At 38.9% G+C, this 23,451-nt stretch carries 20 protein-coding genes and 1 pseudogene; 8 read left to right on the top strand and 13 right to left on the bottom strand.

Annotation, left to right across the window (positions count from 1 at the left end):
* Nucleotides 1-52 precede the first annotated feature (52 nt).
* Together dinB and alr are read left to right on the top strand one after the other, a co-directional pair.
* Nucleotides 53-1,120, top strand: coding sequence for a DNA polymerase IV (gene dinB / locus ACU5DF_RS14890; protein WP_446714252.1), 1,068 nt, complete (start codon nt 53-55; stop codon nt 1,118-1,120).
* Nucleotides 1,121-1,334: 214 nt separating this feature from the next.
* A complete protein-coding gene (gene alr / locus ACU5DF_RS14885; RefSeq protein WP_446713412.1) occupies nt 1,335-2,546 on the top strand; it encodes an alanine racemase in 1,212 nt (403 codons plus the stop codon).
* Nucleotides 2,547-2,630: 84 nt separating this feature from the next.
* Here alr and ACU5DF_RS14880 read toward each other — a convergent pair whose 3' ends face one another.
* Entirely contained in the window at nt 2,631-4,085 is a 1,455-nt protein-coding gene (locus tag ACU5DF_RS14880) for an aminoacyl-histidine dipeptidase (protein ID WP_446713411.1), read from the bottom strand.
* 401 nt (nt 4,086-4,486) lie between these two features.
* On the opposite strand from ACU5DF_RS14880, the gene vcdP reads away from it, so the two are divergent.
* The 6 genes from vcdP (at nt 4,487) to ACU5DF_RS14855 (ending at nt 10,633) form a co-directional block, all read left to right on the top strand.
* Entirely contained in the window at nt 4,487-4,570 is an 84-nt protein-coding gene (vcdP, locus tag ACU5DF_RS23905; RefSeq protein WP_512700524.1) for a small protein VcdP, read from the top strand.
* A gap of 339 nt (nt 4,571-4,909) precedes the next feature.
* Nucleotides 4,910-6,202: an NCS2 family permease gene (locus ACU5DF_RS14875; protein ID WP_446713410.1), complete on the top strand. Its 1,293-nt coding sequence runs from the start codon at nt 4,910-4,912 to the stop codon at nt 6,200-6,202.
* A gap of 37 nt (nt 6,203-6,239) precedes the next feature.
* The gene (gene gpt, locus ACU5DF_RS14870) at nt 6,240-6,698 is read left to right on the top strand and encodes a xanthine phosphoribosyltransferase (protein ID WP_045101484.1); all 459 of its coding nucleotides are present in this window, start codon (nt 6,240-6,242) and stop codon (nt 6,696-6,698) included.
* A gap of 143 nt (nt 6,699-6,841) precedes the next feature.
* The gene (gene frsA, locus ACU5DF_RS14865) at nt 6,842-8,086 is read left to right on the top strand and encodes an esterase FrsA (RefSeq protein WP_446713409.1); all 1,245 of its coding nucleotides are present in this window, start codon (nt 6,842-6,844) and stop codon (nt 8,084-8,086) included.
* A gap of 166 nt (nt 8,087-8,252) precedes the next feature.
* Nucleotides 8,253-9,362, top strand: coding sequence for a glutamate 5-kinase (gene proB, locus ACU5DF_RS14860; protein WP_080889780.1), 1,110 nt, complete (start codon nt 8,253-8,255; stop codon nt 9,360-9,362).
* A gap of 14 nt (nt 9,363-9,376) precedes the next feature.
* Nucleotides 9,377-10,633, top strand: coding sequence for a glutamate-5-semialdehyde dehydrogenase (locus ACU5DF_RS14855; protein WP_446713408.1), 1,257 nt, complete (start codon nt 9,377-9,379; stop codon nt 10,631-10,633).
* A 96-nt stretch (nt 10,634-10,729) separates the two neighbouring features.
* Here ACU5DF_RS14855 and lipA read toward each other — a convergent pair whose 3' ends face one another.
* From lipA to leuS, 12 genes and pseudogenes are all read right to left on the bottom strand, one after another.
* On the bottom strand, nt 10,730-11,695 hold the full coding sequence (lipA, locus tag ACU5DF_RS14850) for a lipoyl synthase (protein ID WP_045101488.1): 966 nt from the start codon (nt 11,693-11,695) through the stop codon (nt 10,730-10,732).
* A complete protein-coding gene (lipB, locus tag ACU5DF_RS14845; protein ID WP_099047704.1) occupies nt 11,688-12,365 on the bottom strand; it encodes a lipoyl(octanoyl) transferase LipB in 678 nt (225 codons plus the stop codon). The genes lipA and lipB overlap by 8 nt, the downstream gene beginning before the upstream one ends.
* Before the next feature lie 137 nt (nt 12,366-12,502).
* Complete coding sequence (ybeD, locus tag ACU5DF_RS14840; RefSeq protein ID WP_045101490.1) at nt 12,503-12,772, bottom strand: DUF493 family protein YbeD; 270 nt, start codon at nt 12,770-12,772, stop codon at nt 12,503-12,505.
* Between the two features lie 120 nt (nt 12,773-12,892).
* Nucleotides 12,893-14,068, bottom strand: coding sequence for a serine hydrolase (locus ACU5DF_RS14835; protein ID WP_045101491.1), 1,176 nt, complete (start codon nt 14,066-14,068; stop codon nt 12,893-12,895).
* Between the two features lie 235 nt (nt 14,069-14,303).
* Nucleotides 14,304-15,137, bottom strand: coding sequence for a septal ring lytic transglycosylase RlpA family protein (locus ACU5DF_RS14830; protein ID WP_446713407.1), 834 nt, complete (start codon nt 15,135-15,137; stop codon nt 14,304-14,306).
* Nucleotides 15,137-16,259 (bottom strand): annotated as a pseudogene (gene rodA, locus ACU5DF_RS14825) (rod shape-determining protein RodA). Before rodA ends, ACU5DF_RS14830 begins: the two are co-directional and overlap by 1 nt.
* Nucleotides 16,259-18,130: a penicillin-binding protein 2 gene (mrdA, locus tag ACU5DF_RS14820; protein ID WP_446714251.1), complete on the bottom strand. Its 1,872-nt coding sequence runs from the start codon at nt 18,128-18,130 to the stop codon at nt 16,259-16,261. The pseudogene rodA and the gene mrdA overlap by 1 nt, the downstream one beginning before the upstream one ends.
* A gap of 5 nt (nt 18,131-18,135) precedes the next feature.
* The gene (gene rlmH / locus ACU5DF_RS14815; protein ID WP_446713406.1) at nt 18,136-18,606 is read right to left on the bottom strand and encodes a 23S rRNA (pseudouridine(1915)-N(3))-methyltransferase RlmH; all 471 of its coding nucleotides are present in this window, start codon (nt 18,604-18,606) and stop codon (nt 18,136-18,138) included.
* Nucleotides 18,607-18,610: 4 nt separating this feature from the next.
* A complete protein-coding gene (gene rsfS, locus ACU5DF_RS14810; protein WP_045101496.1) occupies nt 18,611-18,928 on the bottom strand; it encodes a ribosome silencing factor in 318 nt (105 codons plus the stop codon).
* 54 nt (nt 18,929-18,982) lie between these two features.
* On the bottom strand, nt 18,983-20,017 hold the full coding sequence (holA, locus tag ACU5DF_RS14805; protein WP_045101497.1) for a DNA polymerase III subunit delta: 1,035 nt from the start codon (nt 20,015-20,017) through the stop codon (nt 18,983-18,985).
* A 2-nt stretch (nt 20,018-20,019) separates the two neighbouring features.
* A complete protein-coding gene (locus ACU5DF_RS14800) occupies nt 20,020-20,547 on the bottom strand; it encodes an LPS-assembly lipoprotein LptE (RefSeq protein WP_446714250.1) in 528 nt (175 codons plus the stop codon).
* Between the two features lie 264 nt (nt 20,548-20,811).
* Nucleotides 20,812-23,388, bottom strand: a complete 2,577-nt coding sequence (gene leuS / locus ACU5DF_RS14795; RefSeq protein ID WP_446713405.1) for a leucine--tRNA ligase — start codon at nt 23,386-23,388, stop codon at nt 20,812-20,814.
* Nucleotides 23,389-23,451: the final 63 nt, after the last annotated feature.

Genomic DNA, 23,451 nt, shown 5'->3' with positions numbered 1-23,451 from the left:
AGTGATAATTGATATTGTTGCTGTATATATATACAGTCTTATCGGTGCTGATATGACCCTAAATAAAGTAAAAAAAATAATTCATATTGATATGGATTGCTTTTATGCAGCAGTAGAAATGCGAGATAATCCAGCACTGCGGAATGTTCCTTTAGCCGTTGGTGGTCATGAAAGACAGCGTGGTGTATTGAGCACTTGTAATTACGCCGCAAGAAAGTTTGGTATCCACTCAGCCATGCCGACAGGAAAAGCGTTGAAACTGTGCCCAAATCTCGTTGTTGTTCCTGGAAGAATGCAGGTATACAAAGAGGTCTCCCATCATATTAACCGTATTTTTCGTCGTTATACCGATAAAATTGAACCTCTCTCATTAGATGAAGCGTATTTAGATGTTAGTGATTGCTCACTTCTCTATGGTTCAGCGACGCTTATTGCTGAGCAGATCCGTAAAGATATTTTTAATGAGTTACAATTAACCGCTTCAGCAGGGATAGCTCCGCTTAAATTCTTAGCAAAGATAGCCTCAGATCTTAATAAGCCAAACGGACAATACGTGATCACTCCAGATACGGTAATGGATGAAATAAATAAATTGCCGTTAGAGAAAATACCAGGAGTTGGAAAGGTTAGCTTAGAGCGCTTACATCAATTTGGATTGTATACGTGCAGTGATGTTAAAAAAAGTGAGCAGAGAGATCTATTATTAAGATTTGGCAAAATGGGCGCTTCGCTATGGAAACGATCTCATGGGATTGATGAGCGTGAAGTGATTACAGAGAGAAATAGGAAGTCAGTGGGAGTAGAGAGGACCTTTACTCATAACATAAGTTCTTTCGATGAGTGTTGGTCTGTTATCCAGACTCGACTATATCCTGAATTAGAGAAGCGGCTGCTTAAGGCTAATGGTTCATCTAGCATTGCGAAGCAAGGCATCAAAATTAAATTTGCCGATTTTCAGCAAACGACGATAGAGCATATACATCCTAGTCTTACATTGCCTTTTTTCGAAGAGCTTCTTATTGAAGTATTAGAGAGACAAAAAGGACGAGAAATCCGATTAATAGGGGTTAGTGTGATGCTAAAAGAGAAAGAAGCTTTTCAGCAGTTAAGTTTAATTTAGAAGCAGAATACAGATAAAGGCTGTAGTGTTAATGATACTTATGTTTATAAAATGAGAATCAAGTGTAGTCCATTCGTTTAGGTATGTTCTTATGTTGTTGGTTGTAATTTATCTACTTGTAATATAAGTAGTTTTATCTAGAGCTTATAAAAGCAGCACTATATAATTCCATTTCAAAATTTATAAGATAATAATTATACAGAAACGGTTGTTTATGAAATTTACAAAATGTGCGTTGGCGTTAAGTTTAGTTTTCCCTTCAGTGGCTATTTCTGCGCCTCTACTTTCTTTAGATACTTTGACAAATCAAGAGAAAATTCAACAAACCAATGCATGGTTAGAAATTGATACTAAAGCTTTTCAACATAATATCGATACCTTAAAACAAACATTATCAGAAAATACAAAAGTATGTGCAATCATGAAAGCAGATGCTTATGGTAATGGTATTGAAGGCTTAATGGCTTCAGTGATTGATCGCAATGTAGAGTGCATTGGTATTACGAGTAATGAAGAAGCGCGTATTGTTAGAGCTAAAGGCTTCGAAGGTGAAATCATGCGTGTACGCGCAGCAACACCTAATGAAATTCAATCAGGTTTAGAGTACCAAATTGAAGAGTTAATTGGTTCAAGCGAACAAGCTAATACCATTGCAAAGTTAGCTAAAAAAAATAATACAATCATTCCTGTTCACTTAGCAATTAATGCGGGTGGCATGGGACGTAATGGGTTAGATTTAACTCAATTACAAGGTAAAAAAGAGGCATTAAATATTGCCTTTAATGGTCATGTTAATATCGTTGGGATCATGACGCACTTCCCTAATGAATCAGTTGAAGAGATCCGCACAAAGCTAAACTTATTTAAACAAGAAAGCCAATGGCTGATTGATGAAGCTCAGCTAAATCGTGAAAACATCACTCTACATGTTGCCAACTCTTACACCACGATTAACCTACCAGAAGCTCATTTAGATATGGTTCGCCCTGGTGGCCTACTGTACGGTGATATGCCAAGTAACCCTGAATACAAACGTATCGTTCGCTTTAAAACCTCTGTAGCCTCTTTAAATTACTTACCAAAAGGCAGCACTATTGGTTATAGCAGCACTTACGTATTAGGTCGTGATTCAATTTTAGCCAATCTACCATTAGGCTATTCTGATGGTTATGTGCGCTCAATTGGTAATAACGGCTATGTATTAATTAATGGCCAGAAAGCAAGTGTAGTGGGTGTGACATCTATGAATACAACGATGGTTGATGTTACCGATATTGCCGATGTTCAACCGGGTGATGAAGTAGTTCTTTTCGGCTCTCAAAATGAAGAGACGATTGAAACTAAAGAAATGGAAGCATTTAGTAGTCGTAGTATGCCTGAGCTATACGTAATCTGGGGCGCTACCAACCCGAAAGTATATTTCTAATAGCTGTTCTATTGGTATTATTGTATTGATATAAATAAAAACGGTCAGCATATGCTGACCGTTTTTTTATTAACAAGTAATGGATTATTTCTTAGGAATGTTCTCTAAGATAGCAACCATTTGCTCCCAATAAAGAGCAACGGTGTCAATTTTCACTTTCTCATCTGGAGAGTGAGGGAATTTGATTGTTGGACCGAATGAAATCATATCCATTTCTGGGTAAGGCTTCTTAAATAGACCACATTCAAGACCTGCGTGAATAACCATAATATTTGGTTTATTTCCGTAGATACCTTCATAAACATCACGGAAAACATGCATGATTTCAGAATCAGCATCAGGCTTCCAACCAGGGTAAGTACCAGAGAAGGTGACTTGTGCGCCTGCTAATTCAGCAACAGAAGAAAGCATACCCTCAACCATACTACGACCCGAATCCATTAGTGAACGGATAAGACAAAGAATAGTAATAGAATCTTCATCTGTCGTAATAACACCAACATTCAAAGACGTTTCAACCACACCTTCAATATCATCACTCATACGGATCACACCGTTTGGACACGCATTCAATGTTGCAATAAAGCGTGCTTGAGTCGACGATGTTAAGGCTTTATCTGCAGAAACCGCTTCATTGAAGGTCACGATACCTGTTTCTACTCGGCCTAGTTCAGCTTTTAGTAAATCAGTATAAAACGTGAATAGTTCGGCAAGTTTTGCTTCGTTATCAGCAGGAACGGCAACAGTTGCAAACGCTTCACGAGGAATTGCATTACGTAAACTACCACCACGGAATTCAACAAGACGTAAATCAAGCTCAGCAGCATGACCAGCAAGGAAACGCCCTAATAGTTTGTTTGCATTACCACGACCTGTGTGAATATCACAGCCAGAGTGACCGCCTTTTAGGCCTTTTAAGGTAATTTGACGAGTAACATAACCTGTTGGTAATGCTTCACGTTCGATATTCAGTTTGATAGCACCATCAGCACCACCAGCACAACCCATGTAGATCTCACCTTCTTGCTCAGAATCTGTGTTTAAAAGGATATCACCTTCTAACCAACCCGCTTCTAAACCAAAAGCGCCAGTCATACCAGCTTCTTCATCGATAGTCAGTAAAACTTCAAGAGGACCGTGCTTGATCTCATTTGATGCCAATACAGCAAGACAAGAAGCCATACCCATACCGTTATCAGCGCCAAGAGTGGTTCCTTTAGCGGTTACCCACTCGCCATCAATGTATGGCTGGATTGGATCTTTTGTAAAGTCATGATCCGTGTCTTCATTCTTTTGTGGGACCATATCGATGTGAGCTTGAAGAACAACCCCTTTACGATCTTCCATGCCTGCAGTTGCTGGCTTTTTAATAAATACATTACCAGTAGGATCACGGCGAACCTCTAGTCCTTCACTTGTTGCCCATTCAATGATGTATTGAGCTAATGCTTCTTCATGTTTAGAAGGGTGAGGGATAGAGCAAATTTTATCGAAAAACTGCCAAAGAGGTTGAGGGGTAAGTTGACGGATCTCAGACACAAGAATCTCCTTTTGAGAACATTATTTATTTAGGAATGCTCTATTTATTTGAGTTATTGGGTGTTAATTAAAACAAGTATACCTATGAATCTAGCGAATTACTCTGTTTGATATCGTAAATACCATATCAAATTTTATGAATAGAAATGAGATACAGGTCCATTTTTTAAATAGCAAACGATAAAGTAATAAAATTACAAAACTTAGGTGAATAAGCAGGGGTAATTAAATTTATGTGAGCTGCGTCATGTTTTTGTTGTAATTAAATTTCATGGTGGTATAGTTACTCCATCTGCTGCTACAGCAAAAAGTAAATGCTCAAAGGATGAGTCCGATTTATCGCCTCCAAGGAACTGAGATCAATTATTTTGTTTTTAACTGTCAATTGATAAGGTGATGTTATGTCTTTAAGTTCTTCTAAATTCTGGAACCAACGCTCTATTTATACAAACCAATTTGTATACCCAGCTTGCTTTGGTTACTAATAAAACTTCGGTTTTATACGTTAAAGTAATACCCCTATAGTTGGAATTCTATTTTACCCAAATACGGGTGACTTAATTCTCCGCCATCCAAATCATTTGGGTGGCGTTTTTTTTGTCTGAAATAAATTCGACGCTTACCTCACTTGTTATCTTTATCTTTAACTAATTGATTAATATTGAAAACACTCTGCTTTATAAATTAGAGTATTGACTTTATTTATTATTAGCTCATTAAAAGGGTAACTATCGCTAGAAATTCCTATAATTCCTCTTTATAATCCTCAGCCAATCGATTACGCAAACGTTTAGATTGCATAAAATAGACTAGGAATACCCCTAATGCTTGAGAAAATGTTCCAACTAAAAGAAAACGGTACGAACTTTCGTACTGAGGTCATTGCAGGCTTAACCACCTTCTTAACCATGGCTTATATTATTTTTGTTAACCCGGCTATCTTAGCGGATGCAGGAATGGACAGAGGCGCTGTGTTTGTTGCAACGTGTATTGCAGCGGCAATCGGTTGTTTCATTATGGGGTTCGTTGCTAACTTCCCAATCGCTCAAGCGCCAGGGATGGGGTTAAATGCTTTCTTCACTTATACCGTTGTTTTAGGTATGGGTCATACATGGCAAGTTGCTTTAGCTGCTGTATTTATGTCAGGTGTACTTTTTATTTTCTTAAGCATTTTCAAAGTACGTGAATGGATTATCGATTCAATTCCTCTTTCATTAAGAACGGGTATCTCTGCGGGCATCGGTTTATTTCTTGCATTTATCGCACTGAAAAATGCAGGCATTGTCGTTGATAACCCTGCAACATTAGTATCAATGGGTAATATCACTAGTTTCCCTGCGGTAATGGGTGCTATCGGTTTCTTTTTAACTATTGCTTTAGTTCATCGTGGATATAAAGCAGCGGTAATGTTAGCTATTATTGCGGTAACGGTTTTAGCGGTATTATTTGGTGAAGTTCAATATGCCGGTATTATGTCGATACCGCCAAGCATTGCACCTACTTTTATGCAATTAGATTTCTCTAATGCATTTGAACTAAGTATGCTGACGGTTGTTTTTGCTTTCTTATTTGTTGATCTATTTGATACTGCGGGCACATTAGTTGGTGTTTCTCAGCGTGCAGGTATAATGGGGGAGGATGGTAAAATTCCACGTTTGAACCGCGCTCTTTTAGCCGATTCTACAGCCACATCTGTTGGTGCATTATTAGGAACATCAAATACAACATCTTATATTGAAAGTGTATCAGGTGTTGCAGCAGGTGGTCGCACTGGTTTAACGGCTGTTGTTGTGGGTGTATTATTTCTTCTTGCTTTATTTTTCTCTCCTTTAGCGGGAATGGTTCCTGCCTATGCAACGGCTGGCGCACTGTTTTATGTAGCAATTTTAATGATGTCTGGTCTTGTGAGTATAGATTGGCGAGATCTTACTGAAGCAGCCCCTGTTGTTGTGGTATGCTTACTTATGCCTTTAACCTTCTCTATTGCTGATGGTATTTCGTTAGGCTTTATCTCTTATGCTGCAATTAAATTGTTAAGCGGGAAAGGTCGTGACGTTCATATCAGTGTTTGGGTTCTTGCTGCACTATTCACGCTGAAATTTATTTTTACGGCGTAGTCACTACTGGCTATGCTTTTTAGAGGTTTTGTCTATTATGGCTAACAAATTTGTAATCACTTGGGATAACATGCAGATGTATACTCGTCAGCTTGCTGAACAGTTACTTCCTGCCGAGCAATGGAAAGGTATTTTGGCTGTGAGCCGTGGCGGTTTAGTGCCTGCTGCGATTTTAGCTCGTGAGTTGAATATTCGTTATGTTGATACAGTTTGTATTTCAAGCTACGATCATGATCACCAGCGTGATATGACGGTTGTTAAAGCAATGGAAGGTGATGGTGAAGGTTTTATCATCATTGATGACCTTGTTGATAGCGGCGATACTGCGGTTAAGCTACGTGAAATGTACCCTAAAGGTAAATTAGTGACAGTATGTGCTAAACCAGCAGGTATTCATTTAGTTGATGCATATGTTGTTGATATTCCACAAGATACGTGGATTGAACAACCATGGGATATGGCGGTAACATACGTAGATCCTATTTGTAAAAAATAATTTAAATCAAATTGATAAAAATGACTCTCTTAGTAGGGTCATTTTTTTTGCCTTGAATTTGATTTTATTGCGCTCTGCGTATTTCTTATTTGCCTTTCAGTATATAGTAATAGCCATCAACCTTTGTATTACTGGTGTTTGGAATGACTCAGCCTGAAAGTGAAAACCTCTCTGTTAAATTATTTAAAAATCAAAAACAAGCCCTAGAGACGTCAGGTCTTGTTCCTTATCTTCCAAGTAGTGTGGAACAAATGTCCTCTAATGATGATGACCGACGTTGGTATCGTGAACTTCGTCGCCCTCAATGGATTTGGCAAGGTGTTGAGCCTATCGAATTAGAGTCAATTCTTGCTCGTATCGCCAGTAGTGACAAAAATCGTAGCCGTGATGAATGGCTCGATACTGTAAGTGGCTATCATTCTGGAAATTGGGCTTATGAGTGGATCCATGTTGGAATGGAACATCAAAAGCAAGCATCAGAACTAGAGGGTGATGAAGCCGCTGAGGCTTTCTTTAAAGCAAGTTTGTACTTTAGTATTGCAGGTTATCCGCACATTAAAGGGGATAATTTGGCAACTCAAGCACAGGTTCTTGCAAATCAGGCTTATGACATGGCAGCAAAAGAAACTTCTCATCGAATAGAGAAGATCCTCGTGCCTTATGAAGGAAAGAAAATTACTTGTTATTTACACTTACCAAGTACAGAAAAACCATTACCAGTTGTTATTGTCAGTGGTGGAATGGATTCATTACAAACAGATATGTGGCGACTGTATCGTGATTTTCTTGCGCCAAATAATATAGCTATGCTGACTCTTGATATGCCATCAATTGGTCACAGTTCTCATTGGCCATTAACGGAAGACTCTAGTTGTTTGCATCAAGCCGTCTTGAACCATTTACCAAGTATTCCATGGGTTGACCGCTTTCATGCCGCTGTTATGGGTTTTCGTTTTGGTGGAAATGTGGCTTTACGTCTCTCTTTTTTAGAATCTAGTAGATTAAAAGCATGTGTGGCATTGGGCGCACCAATACATAATATTCTATCTGAACCGACTAAGCTGAAGAAGATGCCAAAGATGTATTTAGATGTATTGGCCTCCCGATTAGCAAAACAGGTTGTTGATATCAATAGTTTAACAAGCCAGATGCAAGCATGGTCTTTGAAAAACCAAGGCTTTCTTTCTGGAGGAAGAAAAACGTCGGTTTCTATTCTTTCTATTGGCTTAAAAGGGGATCCTGTATCCCCTAAGTCAGATAACAAATTGGCCGCTTTGTTTAGTCAGTATGGTAAAGGTGTCGAATTGAATGCTAAGACTTTATATAGTGGCTATGAGGAAGCACTAAACCAGATGATTGAATGGATAAAAGAAGAAATGAAACAATAATCTGACTTTAAATTCATCTTATTAAAGTGAAATGTTATTAAATGCTATTTTAAGCTTGTACTGTTCTGATTTGCTTGCTAAAAATAGGGCAGTTTTTCCATTATTATTACGACGAACAAAAATCGTAATTTAAAACATTATTAGTTAATAAATAGGTAGTAGGGAATTGAATACACAATCTCAAACCATAGTCGTTAAACTTGGTACAAGTGTACTCACCGGTGGCACATTAAAACTTGATAGAGCCCATATGGTTGAACTTGTTCGCCAATGTGTGCATCTGAAAAAGTTAGGCCACCAAGTTATTGTTGTTACATCTGGAGCGATTGCTGCTGGTCGTGAACATCTTAACTACCCCGAACTACCCAAAACTATGGCCAATAAGCAGTTACTTGCTGCTGTTGGTCAAAGCTGCTTAATTCAAGCATGGCAGAGTTTATTCGGCATCTATGGTGTTGATGTCGGTCAAATGTTACTGACACGCGCAGATTTAGACGATCGTGAACGTTACTTAAATGCGCGAGATATGCTAACGGCTTTGCTTAAAAATAACATTGTGCCTATTGTTAATGAGAATGATGCAGTAGCAACCAATGAAATTAAAGTGGGCGATAATGATAATTTATCAGCACTAGTCGGAATTCTTGCCGGAGCAGATAAGCTGTTATTATTAACAGATCAGTCGGGATTATTTACGGCTGATCCACGAAAAGATCCTAAAGCAGAGTTGATTAAAGAAGTTCATACGATTGATGAAACATTACGAAAAATTGCCGGTGGTAGCGGAACAACGCTAGGTACTGGTGGTATGGCAACGAAACTGCAAGCGGCAGATATTGCTCGCCGCGCTGGTATAGAAGTTGTTATCGCAGCAGGTAGTGCCGAAAACGTAATCAGTGATGTTATACACTCAAAACCACAAGGAACTAAGTTCTTACCAGTTGAATGCGCACTTGAGAGCCGTAAGCGCTGGATTTTAGCTGGGCCTGCGACTAATGGGCACATTGTCATTGATGATGGTGCCGTTAACGCAGTTCAACAGAAAGGTAGTAGCTTATTGAGTAAGGGTATTACTGAAGTTGCGGGTCATTTTGTTCGTGGTGGTGTTGCTAAGATTGTAAATACAAACGGCGAGTTGATTGCTCGTGGTATCTCACGCTATTCAAGTGATGATTTAAGTAAAATTTTAGGAAAGCACAGTTTGGATATTTACGCAGTATTAGGCTACGAATATGGGCCTGTAGCTATCCATCGTGATGATTTAGTACTGATTTAGTAAAGGGATATATTGTGAATTTAACAACTATGGGTCAGGCAGCAAAAGCGGCTGCATTTGACTTGGCTGTTGCTCCAACAGCACAAAAGAACAGGGCGCTTGCTATTATTGCTGATGAGCTTGAAGCAAATAAAGAGGCGATTCTTGCTGCAAATGCAAAAGATATTAAAGCGGCAGTAGAAGCGGGCATCTCAGAAGCAATGCAAGACAGATTACTACTAACAGAAGAACGTTTAGTTGGCATTGCTAACGATGTTCGTAATGTGATTAATTTAAATGATCCTGTTGGTAGCGAAATCGATAGTAAAGTATTAGAAAATGGGATGTTTTTATCTCGTCGTCGCGTGCCAATTGGTGTGATTGGCGTTATTTACGAAGCGCGTCCAAATGTGACTATTGATATTGCCTCATTATGTTTAAAAACAGGTAATGCGAGCATTTTACGCGGTGGTAAAGAAACCTTCTTCTCTAATATGGAGTTGGTTAAGGTTATTCAAGTTGCGCTTGAAAAAGCAGGACTACCAGCGGCGTCTGTGCAATATATCGAAAAGCCTGATCGTGAGTTAGTTTCTCAACTGCTTACTCTTGATGATTATGTAGATATGATCATTCCACGTGGTGGCGCTGGCTTACATAAAATGTGTAAAGAAAATAGCTCAATTCCAGTGATCATTGGTGGTTTTGGTATTAGCCATGCGTTTGTTGATGATAGTGCTGATTTGGAAAGAGCATTAGCGGTTGTAGATAATTCAAAAGCACAACGTCCATCAGCATGTAATGCATTAGATACGTTACTGGTTCATGAAGCAGTCGCACTACAATTTTTAGCATTACTTGCGGATAACATGGCTGGTCGTGTTGAATTAGTTGCTGAGCCTAAAGCTTATGCACTATTAAAAGAGTTTGACGGTGTGTCGTTACGTGAAGCTCAAGAAGGCGATTTTGATACTGAATGGTTAAGTTATACGTTAGGTGTAAAAGTCGTCGCTGATGTTAATGAAGCGGCTGCTCATATGCAAAAGCATAACGCGAGTCATTCAGATACTATCTTAACCAATAATATCGAATCTGCTGAGAAGTTCATTAATACGGCGGGATCTGCTGCTGTCTATGTGAATGCATCAACACGCTTCACTGATGGCGCTCAATTTGGTTTAGGTGCAGAAGTTGCTGTATCAACCCAGAAGCTTCACGCTCGTGGACCAATGGGCTTAGAAGAGTTAACAAGTTATAAATGGGTAGGTAAAGCCGATTACCTAATCCGTAGTTAATCACTCCTGAATTAGCTTCTAGCAGATAAACAAAAAGGTTGACGCTAAAACGTCAACCTTTTTTTATTTCCTGAATCCTGAATCCTGAATCCTGAATTACTTAACTTCTTCGCCTTTTGCTTGAAGATCTGCATGGTAAGAAGAACGAACAAATGGACCACAAGCCGCATGAGAAAAGCCAAGCTCAAGAGCAATCTCTTTTAGCTCATCAAACTCAGCAGGTGGAACGTAGCGTTCAACAGGAAGGTGATGACGACTTGGTGCTAAATATTGACCTAGAGTTAGCATTGTCACGCCGTGAGCACGCAAGTCTTTTAATACTTGGACGATCTCTTCTTTAGTTTCACCTAATCCCATCATTACACCAGACTTAGTTGGTACTGTAGGGTGCTGTTCTTTAAATTTCTTAAGTAGATCTAATGACCATTGATAATTAGCCCCAGGTCGAACTTTACGGTATAAGCGCGGCGCTGTTTCTAGGTTGTGGTTAAACACATCCGGTGGATTGCCGTGCATAGCGTCTAATGCGCGGTCCATACGGCCACGGAAATCAGGCACTAGCGTTTCAATACGGATCTCTGGGTTTAATTCACGAATTTCACGGTTACAATCAGCAAAGTGTTGTGCACCACCATCACGTAAATCATCACGATCGACAGAGGTAATCACGACGTATTTCAGTTTCATATCTTGAATCGTTTTTGCCAGTTTTTTTGGCTCTTCTGATTCAGGGGTAACAGGGCGTCCATGAGCAACGTCACAGAAAGGGCAACGACGAGTACAAATTGCGCCTAAGATCATAAAGGTAGCAGTACCGTGATTAAAACATTCTGCTAAATTCGGGCAAGAGGCTTCTTCACATACAGAGTTAAGGTTGTTTTTACGCATTGCTGATTTAATTTCATCAATACGCTTACTGCTTGATGGAAGTTTTATTTTCATCCACTCAGGCTTACGTAATACTTCTTTTTTTTCTGTTGGCATATTTTTAACTGGAATTAGAGCCATTTTATCGGCATCGCGGTATTTCACGCCTTTTTCCATTTGAATTGGCTTACTCATGATCGCTGCTTTCCATTATGTACTCGATATCAGTGTAATCAAGTAACGTTGTTAATTCTTTAATGAGTAGAGGATGAACATCTTCAACGTGTTCTGCTTTGTTCTTTACTTCATCGTTTTCTTTGACTAAATCGTGCAATTGTATCATTTCCATCCCAGCATAACCGCAAGGGTTAATACGAAGGAAAGGAGATAAATCCATATTTATATTTAGTGCTAGTCCGTGGAATGAGCATCCTTTGCGGATACGTAAACCAAGAGAACAGATTTTCTTATTATCGACATACACACCCGGAGCATCAGGTCGTGCTGCTGATTCAATACTAAATTGGTGTAAAGTATTAACCACTGTATTTTCAATGTGAGTGACTAATTCACGAACACCGATATTCTTACGACGTAAGTTGATTAACACATAAGCGACTAGTTGACCTGGTCCATGGTAGGTAACTTGCCCACCGCGATCACTTTTTACTATCGGGATATCACCAGCTGCAAGAACGTGCTCTTCTTTACCTGCCTGCCCTTGAGTAAATACAGGATTATGTTCTACCAACCATACTTCATCACACGTATTTTCATCGCGCTCATCAGTAAAGGTATGCATTGCTTTCCACACCGGCTCATAATCTTGTCGGCCAAGGTTTTTAACTACTAGACGCTTGTTCAATAGGATCACACTTGATTTGAAAATTTAGGCCAATGATAGCAAGGATAGAAAGGAAGGAATAGATAAGAAATGTAGGGGTATATCAAAAATTATAGAAGACGAGCACTATTTATAACTAAATAGTGCTCACTAAAGAACTATAAAACCATGCGAACAATATCGATGTCTGCTAGTTCTTTGTAGAGAGTTTCAACTTGCTCAATTGATGTCGCTGTAATACTAACAGAAACCGAGTGGTAGTTACCTTTTCCGCTCGCTTTTACTGTAGGAGTGTAATCTCCAGGAGCGTGACGTTGAATCACTTCAAGTACAAGTTCAGGCAACTGTTCTTGAGCAAGGCCAACGGCTTTATAAGTAAATTTACACGGGAATTCTAGAAGATCTTTTAGCTTTGGTTGCTCTTGCATAACCGTCTCCAGTCGAAAGTGATAAATAATAGAAGGGAATTTTACTGTGACCTAAGTCAGATAACAAGGGAAATTAAAAAGGCGACCGAAGCCGCCTTTAATCAATTAATTAGCTAATTATTAGCTTAACCAGCCTTTAAACATTAATACGATGTAATCGATTAGACGGCTAAAAATACCACCTTCTTCGACATCATTTAATGCAAGAAGTGGGTATTCAGCAATGTCTTCACCGTCGGCTTGGTAGAATAGCTTACCGACAACATCACCTTTATAAATTGGTGCTTCTAGTGTTTTTTCTAGAACAAAGCTTGCTGTCATCTTTTTCGCTTGACCGCGAGGTAAAGTAACATAAGTGTCTTCAGCAACACCTAGAGCAACTTCATCAGTGCTACCCATCCATACTTTTTCAGTAACGAAGGTTTCATTTGCTTTATGTGGAGAAACTGTTTCGAAGAATCGGAAGCCATAGTTAAGTAACTTCTTACTTTCAGCTTTACGAGCATTACCAGACTTAGTACCCATAACTACGGCAACTAAACGCATTTTTCCTTCAGTTGCTGAGCTTACTAGGTTATAACCAGCCCCGTCAGTATGGCCTGTTTTAATGCCATCAACGTTCATGCTTTTATCCCATAACAGACCATTACGGTTGTATTGGGTAATACCATTATAGGTAAATGATTTTTCAGAATATACACGGTACTCTTCAGGTACATCGCGGATTAACGCTTGGCCAATCAAAGCCATATCATATGGAGTGGAGTAAAGGTCATTACTATCTAAGCCATGAACATTGCCAAAATGTGTGTTATCTAGTTTAAGTGTTCTACCCCAAGCATTCATTAGATCAACAAAAGCGTCTTCAGAGCCTGCGACATGCTCAGCCATTGCAACACAAGCGTCATTACCTGATTGAACGATGATACCTTTATTTAGTTCGCGAACTTTAACGATACTACCAACTTCAATGAACATTTTTGATGAACCAGGGAAGTTTTTCGCCCAGGCATTTTTACTGATAACGACATCGTCATCCATTGAGATATTACCACTCTCAATTTCTTGTCCGATAACATAGCTCGTCATCATTTTAGTTAAACTTGCTGGATTCATTCGTTCGTTCATGTTGTTTTCAGCAAGAACTTTTCCAGAATGGTAATCCATAAGAACGTAACCCTTTGCGGCAATTTGAGGCGCATTAGGGATAACGGCTGGTGCAGCGACTGCAACAGTAGAGCCAAGAATACAGCTCGATAAGATGATTCGTTTTAACTGTTTTGCTGAATTTTTCATAATAATAACTTTTACACTGTGAGGTAGTGAAACTGGATATATAATAGCAGATTTGAATCTCATAACCAGATGCGTAATTAAATAACTGATTTTCTATGAAAAGAAGGTTAATAAAAATGCATGACACTGAATCTTTATAAAAGCCTATCTTATTGTTAAATATAGACAATTAAATTATCTATTAGTTCTGTGAATCTTTATTATCTAAATAAGGGGTGATATTCCGTTACAATATTCACTTAACCTTGACATTGGAAATGTTATTTTTTGATTCTTGTATAATAAATGCGGAAGGATATTTATCACTTTTTGCTTTTATTAACAGGTCATTAGCTATATCTCTATCAACAAATGGGCCTAAACGAACACGGTAAATAGTCTTTGATTTCATGATATTTGTTGGTGCATTAAATTGCTTTTGTAATGCTAGGGCTGCTGAATTTGCTCTTTCTTGAGTATTTAAAGCAACCATTTGAATATGATATTGATTGGGATCAATTGCATGCCAATTCTGTATGTTTTTAGGTTTTTCAATTGCGATGTACTCAACGTTAACATTGGCAGTGCCTGTTCTTATTACATCTAATTTGGTTGCTGCTGCAAAGCTTAAATCAATAATGCGCCCTTCATGAAACGGGCCTCTGTCATTAACTCGAACAATAGCGGCTCTACCATTGTCCTTATTGGTGACTTTAACATAGCTTGGTATTGGAAGTGTTTTGTGGGCTGCACTCATTGAATACATATCATACACTTCACCATTGGATGTTTTATGTCCATGAAATTTATTACCATACCAAGAACTAATTCCTTCTTGGCTAAAACCTTTAGGATCTTTAACGATAGAGTAGTTTTTACTTAGTAACGTATAATCTTTATTACCATAGAGGCTTTTAGGTTCATACCGAGGATGAGCATCTTCTATATGCTCGATGGATATAGGGCTATTAGGCGCAATATCGTTATTAATATGGTATCTACCTGCATTTGGTTGATCTTGAGTATCCTTGACTGGTTTAGAGGTACAACCAATCAAGAATAATGACATGACAAGAAAAATAATACGCATTAATTTGCCTTTGAGTGTACTTTTTTATGGGTATGGATTGACATGAGGATGCCAAAAACCTGCCATTAGAGTAACCATAGATGTACCACCGTAACTGACCAGAGGAAGGGGAACACCTACAACGGGAAGAATACCACTTACCATTCCTATATTGACAAAAATGTAAACAAAGAAACTTAATACAATACTCCCCCCCATCATTCGACCAAAAGCAGTTTGCGCTTGGCCAGCTAAGAATAAGCCTCGACCAATAATAAATAGGTAAATGGACAACAAAGCAATAACACCAATTAGCCCCCACTCTTCAGCGATAACTGCAAAAATAAAATCAGTATGACGCTCAGGAATAAATTCTAATTGAGACTGTGTTCCATGCAACCAACCCTTACCTAATAAACCACCAGAGCCGATGGCAATTTTAGACTGAATAATATGATAACCAGCACCTAGAGGATCAGATTCGGGATTAAATAAGGTTTGAACTCTCACCTTTTGATAAGGGCGCATTAAGAAAAACCATAAAATGGGGATGAACCCTCCTACGGCTATAGTGGCAGCACAGATGATTTTCCAACTTATTCCTGCTAAGAAAATAACGAAAACACCAGAAGCAGCAATCAAAATAGAGGTACCGAGATCGGGTTGTTTTGCAATCATGATAGTAGGAATTAAAACCATTAACAGCGCGATAAACAACGTTCTTATTGTTGGTGGAAGTGCTTTATTACCAATATAACGAGCAACCATAAGTGGTACGGCAAGTTTAATAAGCTCTGAGGGTTGAAAGCGAACAAAACCAAGGTTTAGCCACCGTTGTGCCCCTTTAGATGCTTCACCAAAAAAAAGTACTCCTAACAGCAAAGCAATTCCTATGGTAAATAAGTAGGGGGCGGCTGCCTCATAAGCCCTAGGAGATACTTGTGCTAATAACAGCATGACCCCCAATGAAAGCAGCATACGCATGGCTTGTTTATCCATCATCAATAAACTTTGGCCGCTGGCACTGTACATAATAACTAAAGCACAGGCCATCAGTAATAAAATACCGAGCAACAATGGTAAATCTAAATGAATGCGATGGAATAAATCACGGTTTTTTCCGGATGCAATATCTACTCTCATTATTTTTCACTCGTGTTGTCAGGCAATAGAACATAGTCAAATACATTTCGCGCAATAGGACCACCTTGACTTGAGCCACCGCCGCCATTTTCTAATACAAGAGATATAATGACTTTTGGATCGTTCGCAGGAGCAAATCCAGTAAATAAAGCGTGATCTCGTAAGTGTTCTGCGATTTCATCTGCTTTATATTCTTGGTTCTCTTTTAAACCAAATACTTGAGAAGTTCCAGATTTCCCTGCACTTACATAAGGGGTTTTAGCAAAAGCTCTTCTGGCTGTTCCTTTTTTTCCATTGTTTACTAAAATCATTCCATCAATTGCTAATTGCCAGTAACTGTCTCGTACGCCTTCTATCGGCGGATATGGATCAGGTACAAATGGTGTTTCAAGCTGACCGTCAATGATCGTTTTTAATAAATGAGGGGCTTGAACTTTACCATGATTCGTTAATACCGCTGTTGCTTTTGCGATTTGTAACGGTGTGGCTGTCCAGTAACCTTGCCCAATGCCTACTGGTATAGTGTCGCCTTGATACCAAGGGGTTCGGAATCGGCCTACTTTCCATTCTCGAGTTGGCATATTTGCTTTGCTTTCTTCATAAATATCAATACCTGTATAGTCACCAAAACCAAACTTCATCATCCAGCTTGATAATGTATCAATGCCCATATCAAACGATATTTGATAGAAGAAAGTATCTACTGATTCTTCAATAGATTGTTTTAAGTTAACAGAACCATGTCCCCAACGTTTCCAGTCTCTAAATGGTTTAGTTTTGGAGTTTGGAATGCGCCAATAACCAGGGTCATTTCTGGTTGTTTTTGTGGTGACAATTTTTTCTTGTAAAGCTGAAACGGCAATAAAAGGTTTAACAGTAGAGGCTGGTGGATAGATACCTAGCGTACTTCTATTTACTAATGGTCGATTAGGATCTTGTAACAAAGCATTATAGCTTTTACTAGAAATACCATGAACAAATAGGTTTGGGTCATAACTAGGGCTTGATACCATAGCCAAAATAGCACTGGTTTTAGGTTCAAGTACAATAGCTGAACCACGGCGGCTATCTAATTGTTTTTCAACAAATTGTTGTAATTTAACATCTAAATTTAAAACAATATCTTTTCCTGGGATAGGCGGTACGTATTTTAATGTACGTATAATTCTTCCGCGACTATTGACTTCAACTTCTTGGTATCCAGCAGTGCCATGAAGTAGGTCTTCATAATAGCGCTCTACTCCTAGCTTTCCGATGTCGCGTGTGGCTTGATAATTAGCGTCTTTCTCTTCTCGAGCTAAACGGGCTAAATCACGGTCATTAATTTTAGCTACATATCCAAGTACGTGAGTAAATGTCTTTCCATAAGGATAAAAACGTTTTAGATAGGCTTTAACCTCAACTCCTGAGAATTTGTGTTGGTTAACCGAAAAAATGGCAACTTGTTCTTGAGTGAGTTGAGATAAAATTGGAACAGATTTAAAACGACGAGTACGGCGGCGTTCTTTTTTAAAATTTTCAATATTCTCTTGTGTGATTGGTAAAATACTTTGTAACTCTGTTAATAAGAGAGGTAAGTTATCTACTTTATCTGGGCTGATTTCTAAATTAAAAACAGGACGATTTTCTGCAAGAGGTAAACGATTACGGTCATAAATCAGCCCTCGATTTGGGGCGATAGGTACAATTTTTATGCGGTTGTCGTTTGAGCGTGTTCTATAATCTTGAAATTCATTGATTTGAATATTGTATAAATTAGTTAGTAGAAGACTAATAAGTACAATGATACCTGCAAACGAGACTATTGCACGGGAAGCAAATAATCTCGTTTCAGCATGATGATCACGAATTTGTGTGCGTTTGCGTTTAATCACTCTTATTCTCTGTGGTAAGGATGATTTGCAGTAATGCTCCATGCTCGGTATAGGCTTTCTGCCATAACAACACGAACAAGAGGGTGAGGAAGTGTTAAAGGAGATAGAGACCAACTTTGTTCAGCCGCAGCTTTACAAGCTGGAGATAATCCTTCAGGACCTCCAATCAATATAGATACATCACGGGCATCTAATTTCCATACTTCTAATTGTTCCGCCAGTTGCTCCGTATTCCAGCGCTTTCCTGGAATATCAAGAGTTACAATACGGTTGCCTTTTGGCACAGCTGCAAGCATCGCTTCCCCTTCTTTTTGAAGAATTCGAGCAATATCTGCATTTTTACCGCGTTTACCAGCGGTGATCTCTATAAGTTCAAGAGGCATGTCTTTTGGGAATCGGCGACTATATTCTTTATAGCCTTCTTCAACCCATTTTGGCATTTTAGTACCAACAGCAATTAATTGAAGTTTCATTGCATTAGCCCCATAATTTTTCTAGTTGGTATAGATCACGGTACTCTTGCTGTAAAATATGAATCATTACATTACCCATGTCGACAACAACCCATTCACCCTCTGCTTCACCATCAATACCATAAGACATTAAATCAGCGTCTTTTGCTTTATCTGAAACATTAAGAGCAATAGAGCTAACGTGGCGTTTAGAAGTGCCAGTACAAACGATCATAAAATCCGTAATACTTGATTTATCACGAACATCAAGCGTTATGATGTTTTCAGCTTTCATGTCATCAACGTTGTTGAAGAGAAAATCATGGAGTTCTTTATCTTGCAAGGTAATCACCTAGAAATGAATAATGTAGTAAGAGAGTATACCAGTGAACTTAGTTTAATGAGATAAGTTGGGTGTCACTGAAATGTGAATATTACAGGCATCTAATGTCAACTGGCTAAGTAGTGGCCAACAATTAGTATCAAAGTCGGTCTTTGTCGCAATTTCCATTTGAGCTAATGAACGAATTAAGCGCTGTATTTGTACCATAGATAAACGCTGTAATGCCGCTTGATATAAAGGACGGCGATTTTGCCATACTTTATAACGGTCAAAAACAACAAACATAGATTCACCTTGAATAATTGCTTGCTGAAAGTTTTGTAATAAAAAGAACTCTTTTTGCAGTGTTCTTAATAAAATAACCACTTCCATACCTTCACTTTCTAATTGGCGAAGAACACGCTGTGCTCGTTTTGCTTGACCTAATAATAACGTATCCACCAACTGAAATGGGGTGAAATGATTATTTCGGTTTAATGCTTCTTCAATACGAATTAAAGTTAGTAACCCATCAGGATATAATAGTGCTAATTTATCTAGACTTTGAGCTAGAGCCAGCAAATTACCTTCATGCCATTGGGCCAACATTTGTACAGCTTCGTTATCTGGCTTTAATTTCAGTTTTTTACAGCGATTTTGAATAAAGCGAGGCAACTGTTGGTTGTCTGGCGTATTACAAGGAACAAATAATCCAAGTTGGGTTAATGCTTTAAACCATTGCGTGTTTTCTTGGCTTTTATTGACTCGTGGGCCTTGAAATACTAATAAAATATCATCGTGAAGAGCTGGGACTAGCTCTTTAATCTTATTGGTATGTGACGTTGTTAATCCAGTATCAGGGATGCTAAATTCAAGTACTTGTCGTGATGAAAATAGACTAAGTGATTGAGTACAATCAAAAACCTGATCCCAATCAAGTTGTTTATCTAAGATAAATTGATGTTTTTCATCAAAGCCCTGTTTTTGACTATATTGGCGAATTTGGTCAAGACACTCTAGTTTTAATAGTGGCTCATTACCAAATAAAAGATAACATTGTCGTAAACCACGCTCTAAATTTTGAGCTAACTGTTCTGGAAATACTCTCATTGTTATTGAGTGTTTTCTGTCGTTGTTATTGTTGTCTCTGTCGCATCCTCATTTGTGATGCTATCTGTTGTATCTGTTGCTGCATCATCTGCTTTAAGGCGCGCCATTTGACGTAAAATTTGCTCTGAAGCTTGAGTTCGCATCTCATCTTCAATCATATCTCGTTCAACGGACTTAGCTAATGCGGTTAATGGGTTATCAAGGTAATTACGATTAACCGTAGTCGTGTACGTTTTTATATCGTGATTAGGGATTAATACACTATATTTGACGTTATAAGTTAACTCTTTCTCAGCTGCTCGGCTATTTTGGTAAAGTGATAGCGTACGCTCACCAATGCTTTCATTGATTAAGTTTAAGCTTGGTGTTAATGCTGTTGGTGCAACCTGTCTAATTCCATTCATGCGAAGTTGCTTTTGGACATTACGTGTTAAATCACTATATTGATCAAAAGTGGATAATGAGATCTCATGCAATTCCTCGGGCAATAAATAATCGCCACGTAAATGAAATCCACATGCAGAAGTCATTAATGAAAGGGTTAAAATAATTGTTGTGCGAAGAGAAAATAGAGATAAAAGTCGTTTCACCGAGTAACTCCCTCAAGTGGTGATAAAAATGCTTATTTAACTATTCTATAGGTAACTTTGTATGATGCCTAAGATAAAAAAGTTAAATGAAGCATAAGCGAGTAAATCGCTTATGCTTCAAATAGAAAAGTAATCAGAAAAAAGGTTCAAATTACTTTTTACTACTAATGTGATATTAACTAGTAAGCCAGTAAATTGGCAATATTAGTTAGCAACGATGTTTAACAGCTTACCTGGTACATAGATAACTTTACGAATAGTTAGGCCATCTAGGAACTTAAGTGCGTTTTCATCTTTTAGACCAAGCTCTTTCACTTGCTCTTCTGTTGCATCAGCAGCAACGATCAGTTTTGCACGCAATTTACCGTTGATCATAACTACGATAGTTTTCTCATCTTCAACAAGTGCTTTTTCATCAAATGTTGGCCATGCTGCAGTATCGATGTTTGATTCACCTAATGCATCCCACATTGCAAAGCTTGCGTGTGGAGTCATTGGGTAAAGCATAACAACAACGGCTTTTAATGCTTCGTCAAGAAGAGCGCGATCTTGTGCTGATCCTTGAGGTGCTTTATTTAGCTTGTTCATCAATTCCATGATTGCAGCAATAGCGGTGTTGAAGGTTTGGCGACGGCCAATATCATCACTTACTTTTGCAATTGTTTTGTGAACATCACGGCGTAATGCTTTTTGGTCACCAGAAAGAGCGGCAACATCTAATGCTTCTGTTGCGCCTTTTGTTGTGTGGTCATGAACTAATTTCCACACACGTTTAAGGAAGCGACTAGCACCTTCAACGCCTGACTCTTGCCATTCTAGAGTCATATCAGCAGGCGCTGCAAACATCATGAATAGACGAACCGTATCGGCACCAAATTTATCAACCATCTCTTGAGGGTCAATACCGTTGTTTTTAGACTTAGACATTTTGATCATGCCTGAGTGTTCAACATTGCGGCCTTGGTTATCAACTGCTTTCTCGATGCGACCTTTTGCGTCACGTTCGATAGTTACATCTGTTGGCGCGATCCACTCTTTTGTACCTTTATCGTTAGTGTGGTGGAATGCATCAGCAAGTACCATACCTTGACATAAAAGTTGTTTGAATGGTTCATCTGAATTTACATAACCAGCATCACGTAGAAGCTTATGGAAGAAGCGAGAGTAAAGAAGGTGCATACATGCATGTTCAATACCACCAACGTATTGGTCTACTGGTAACCAGTAGTTTGCTTTTTCTGGGTCTAGAATATCGTCAGCTTGTGGTGAACAGTAACGTGCGTAGTACCAAGATGATTCCATAAAGGTATCAAAGGTATCTGTTTCACGCAGTGCAGGTTCGCCGTTAAAAGTGGTTTTAGCCCACTCTTTGTCTGCTTTAATTGGGCTAGTTACGCCGTCCATTACCACATCTTCAGGAAGAATTACTGGTAGTTGGTCAGCAGGAACAGGGTGAACTTCACCATCTTCCGTTGTTACCATTGGGATTGGAGCACCCCAGTAACGTTGACGAGAAACACCCCAGTCACGTAGACGGAAGTTTACTGTTTTCTTGCCTTTACCTTCTGCTTCTAATTTCGCAGCGATAGCATCAAATGCCTCTTGGAAAGCAAGACCGTCGAATTCACCAGAATCAAACAGAACGCCTTTTTCAGTGTAAGCAGCTTCAGATACGTCTACATCAGAACCATCTTCAGGCTTGATTACTGGGATGATGTCTAAGTTGTATTTAGTCGCAAATTCATAATCACGTTGATCGTGAGCAGGAACTGCCATTACAGCACCCGTGCCGTAATCCATTAATACGAAGTTTGCGACAAAAATTGGCACTTCACGACCGTTAAGAGGGTGGATAGCACGTAGGCCAGTATCCATACCTTTCTTTTCCATCGTTGCTAATTCTGCTTCAGCAACTTTAGTATTGCGACACTCTTCTGTGAATGCGAATAGTTCAGGGTTTGTTGCTGCCGCTTTCTCAGCAAGAGGGTGACCTGCTGCGATGCCAACGTAAGTAACACCCATTAGCGTATCTGGACGAGTGGTATATACTTCTAAAGGAGCTTCTTCGTCATTTACAGCAAAAGATAGCTCTACGCCTTCAGAACGACCAATCCAGTTGCGTTGCATGGTTTTAACCATTTCTGGCCAACCATCAAGGTTATCTAGATCATCAAGAAGCTCTTGTGCGTATTCAGTAATTTTAATGAACCACTGTGGAATTTTCTTTTGTTCAACAGGGGTATCACAACGCCAACAACAACCATCTTCAACTTGTTCGTTTGCAAGAACAGTTTGGTCGTTTGGACACCAGTTTACAGAAGAGGTTTTTTTATAAACTAGGCCTTTGTTGTACAGTTTTGTGAAGAACTCTTGTTCCCAACGGTAATATTCAGGTGTACAGGTTGCAAACTCACGATTCCAATCGTAACCAAAGCCTAATAGTTTAAGTTGGTTTTTCATGTATTCGATGTTTTCGTAAGTCCAAGGTGCTGGTGCTGTGTTGTTTTTAACAGCCGCATTCTCAGCAGGAAGACCAAACGCATCCCAACCGATAGGTTGCATTACGTTTTTGCCTTGTAGACGTTGGTAACGAGAAACCACATCACCAATGGTGTAGTTACGAACGTGACCCATGTGTAGACGACCACTTGGGTATGGGAACATTGAGAGGCAGTAGAATTTTTCTTTGCTTGCGTCTTCAGTCACAACAAACGTTTTGTTGTCGTCCCAATGTTTTTGGATCTTCTGTTCAAGATCCTGTGGATTATATTGTTCTTGCATCGATTTACCCAGTTATGTCAGTGGATCACAAAAAATGTGAGATCGGTTTGATCAGATAATACT

This window comes from Aliivibrio wodanis, assembly GCF_052920805.1.
This window is presented reverse-complemented; position numbering and strand designations above follow the sequence as displayed.

Coding starts and splice junctions, on each gene's coding strand:
- dinB (WP_446714252.1), top strand. CDS start 53: ATGACCCTAAATAAAGTAAAAAAAATAATTCATATTGATATGGATTGC.
- alr (WP_446713412.1), top strand. CDS start 1,335: ATGAAATTTACAAAATGTGCGTTGGCGTTAAGTTTAGTTTTCCCTTCA.
- vcdP (WP_512700524.1), top strand. CDS start 4,487: ATGTCTTTAAGTTCTTCTAAATTCTGGAACCAACGCTCTATTTATACA.
- ACU5DF_RS14875 (WP_446713410.1), top strand. CDS start 4,910: ATGCTTGAGAAAATGTTCCAACTAAAAGAAAACGGTACGAACTTTCGT.
- gpt (WP_045101484.1), top strand. CDS start 6,240: ATGGCTAACAAATTTGTAATCACTTGGGATAACATGCAGATGTATACT.
- frsA (WP_446713409.1), top strand. CDS start 6,842: ATGACTCAGCCTGAAAGTGAAAACCTCTCTGTTAAATTATTTAAAAAT.
- lipA (WP_045101488.1), bottom strand. CDS start 11,695: ATGAGTAAGCCAATTCAAATGGAAAAAGGCGTGAAATACCGCGATGCC.
- ybeD (WP_045101490.1), bottom strand. CDS start 12,772: ATGCAAGAGCAACCAAAGCTAAAAGATCTTCTAGAATTCCCGTGTAAA.
- ACU5DF_RS14835 (WP_045101491.1), bottom strand. CDS start 14,068: ATGAAAAATTCAGCAAAACAGTTAAAACGAATCATCTTATCGAGCTGT.
- ACU5DF_RS14830 (WP_446713407.1), bottom strand. CDS start 15,137: ATGCGTATTATTTTTCTTGTCATGTCATTATTCTTGATTGGTTGTACC.
- rlmH (WP_446713406.1), bottom strand. CDS start 18,606: ATGAAACTTCAATTAATTGCTGTTGGTACTAAAATGCCAAAATGGGTT.
- holA (WP_045101497.1), bottom strand. CDS start 20,017: ATGAGAGTATTTCCAGAACAGTTAGCTCAAAATTTAGAGCGTGGTTTA.
- ACU5DF_RS14800 (WP_446714250.1), bottom strand. CDS start 20,547: ATGACTTCTGCATGTGGATTTCATTTACGTGGCGATTATTTATTGCCC.
- leuS (WP_446713405.1), bottom strand. CDS start 23,388: ATGCAAGAACAATATAATCCACAGGATCTTGAACAGAAGATCCAAAAA.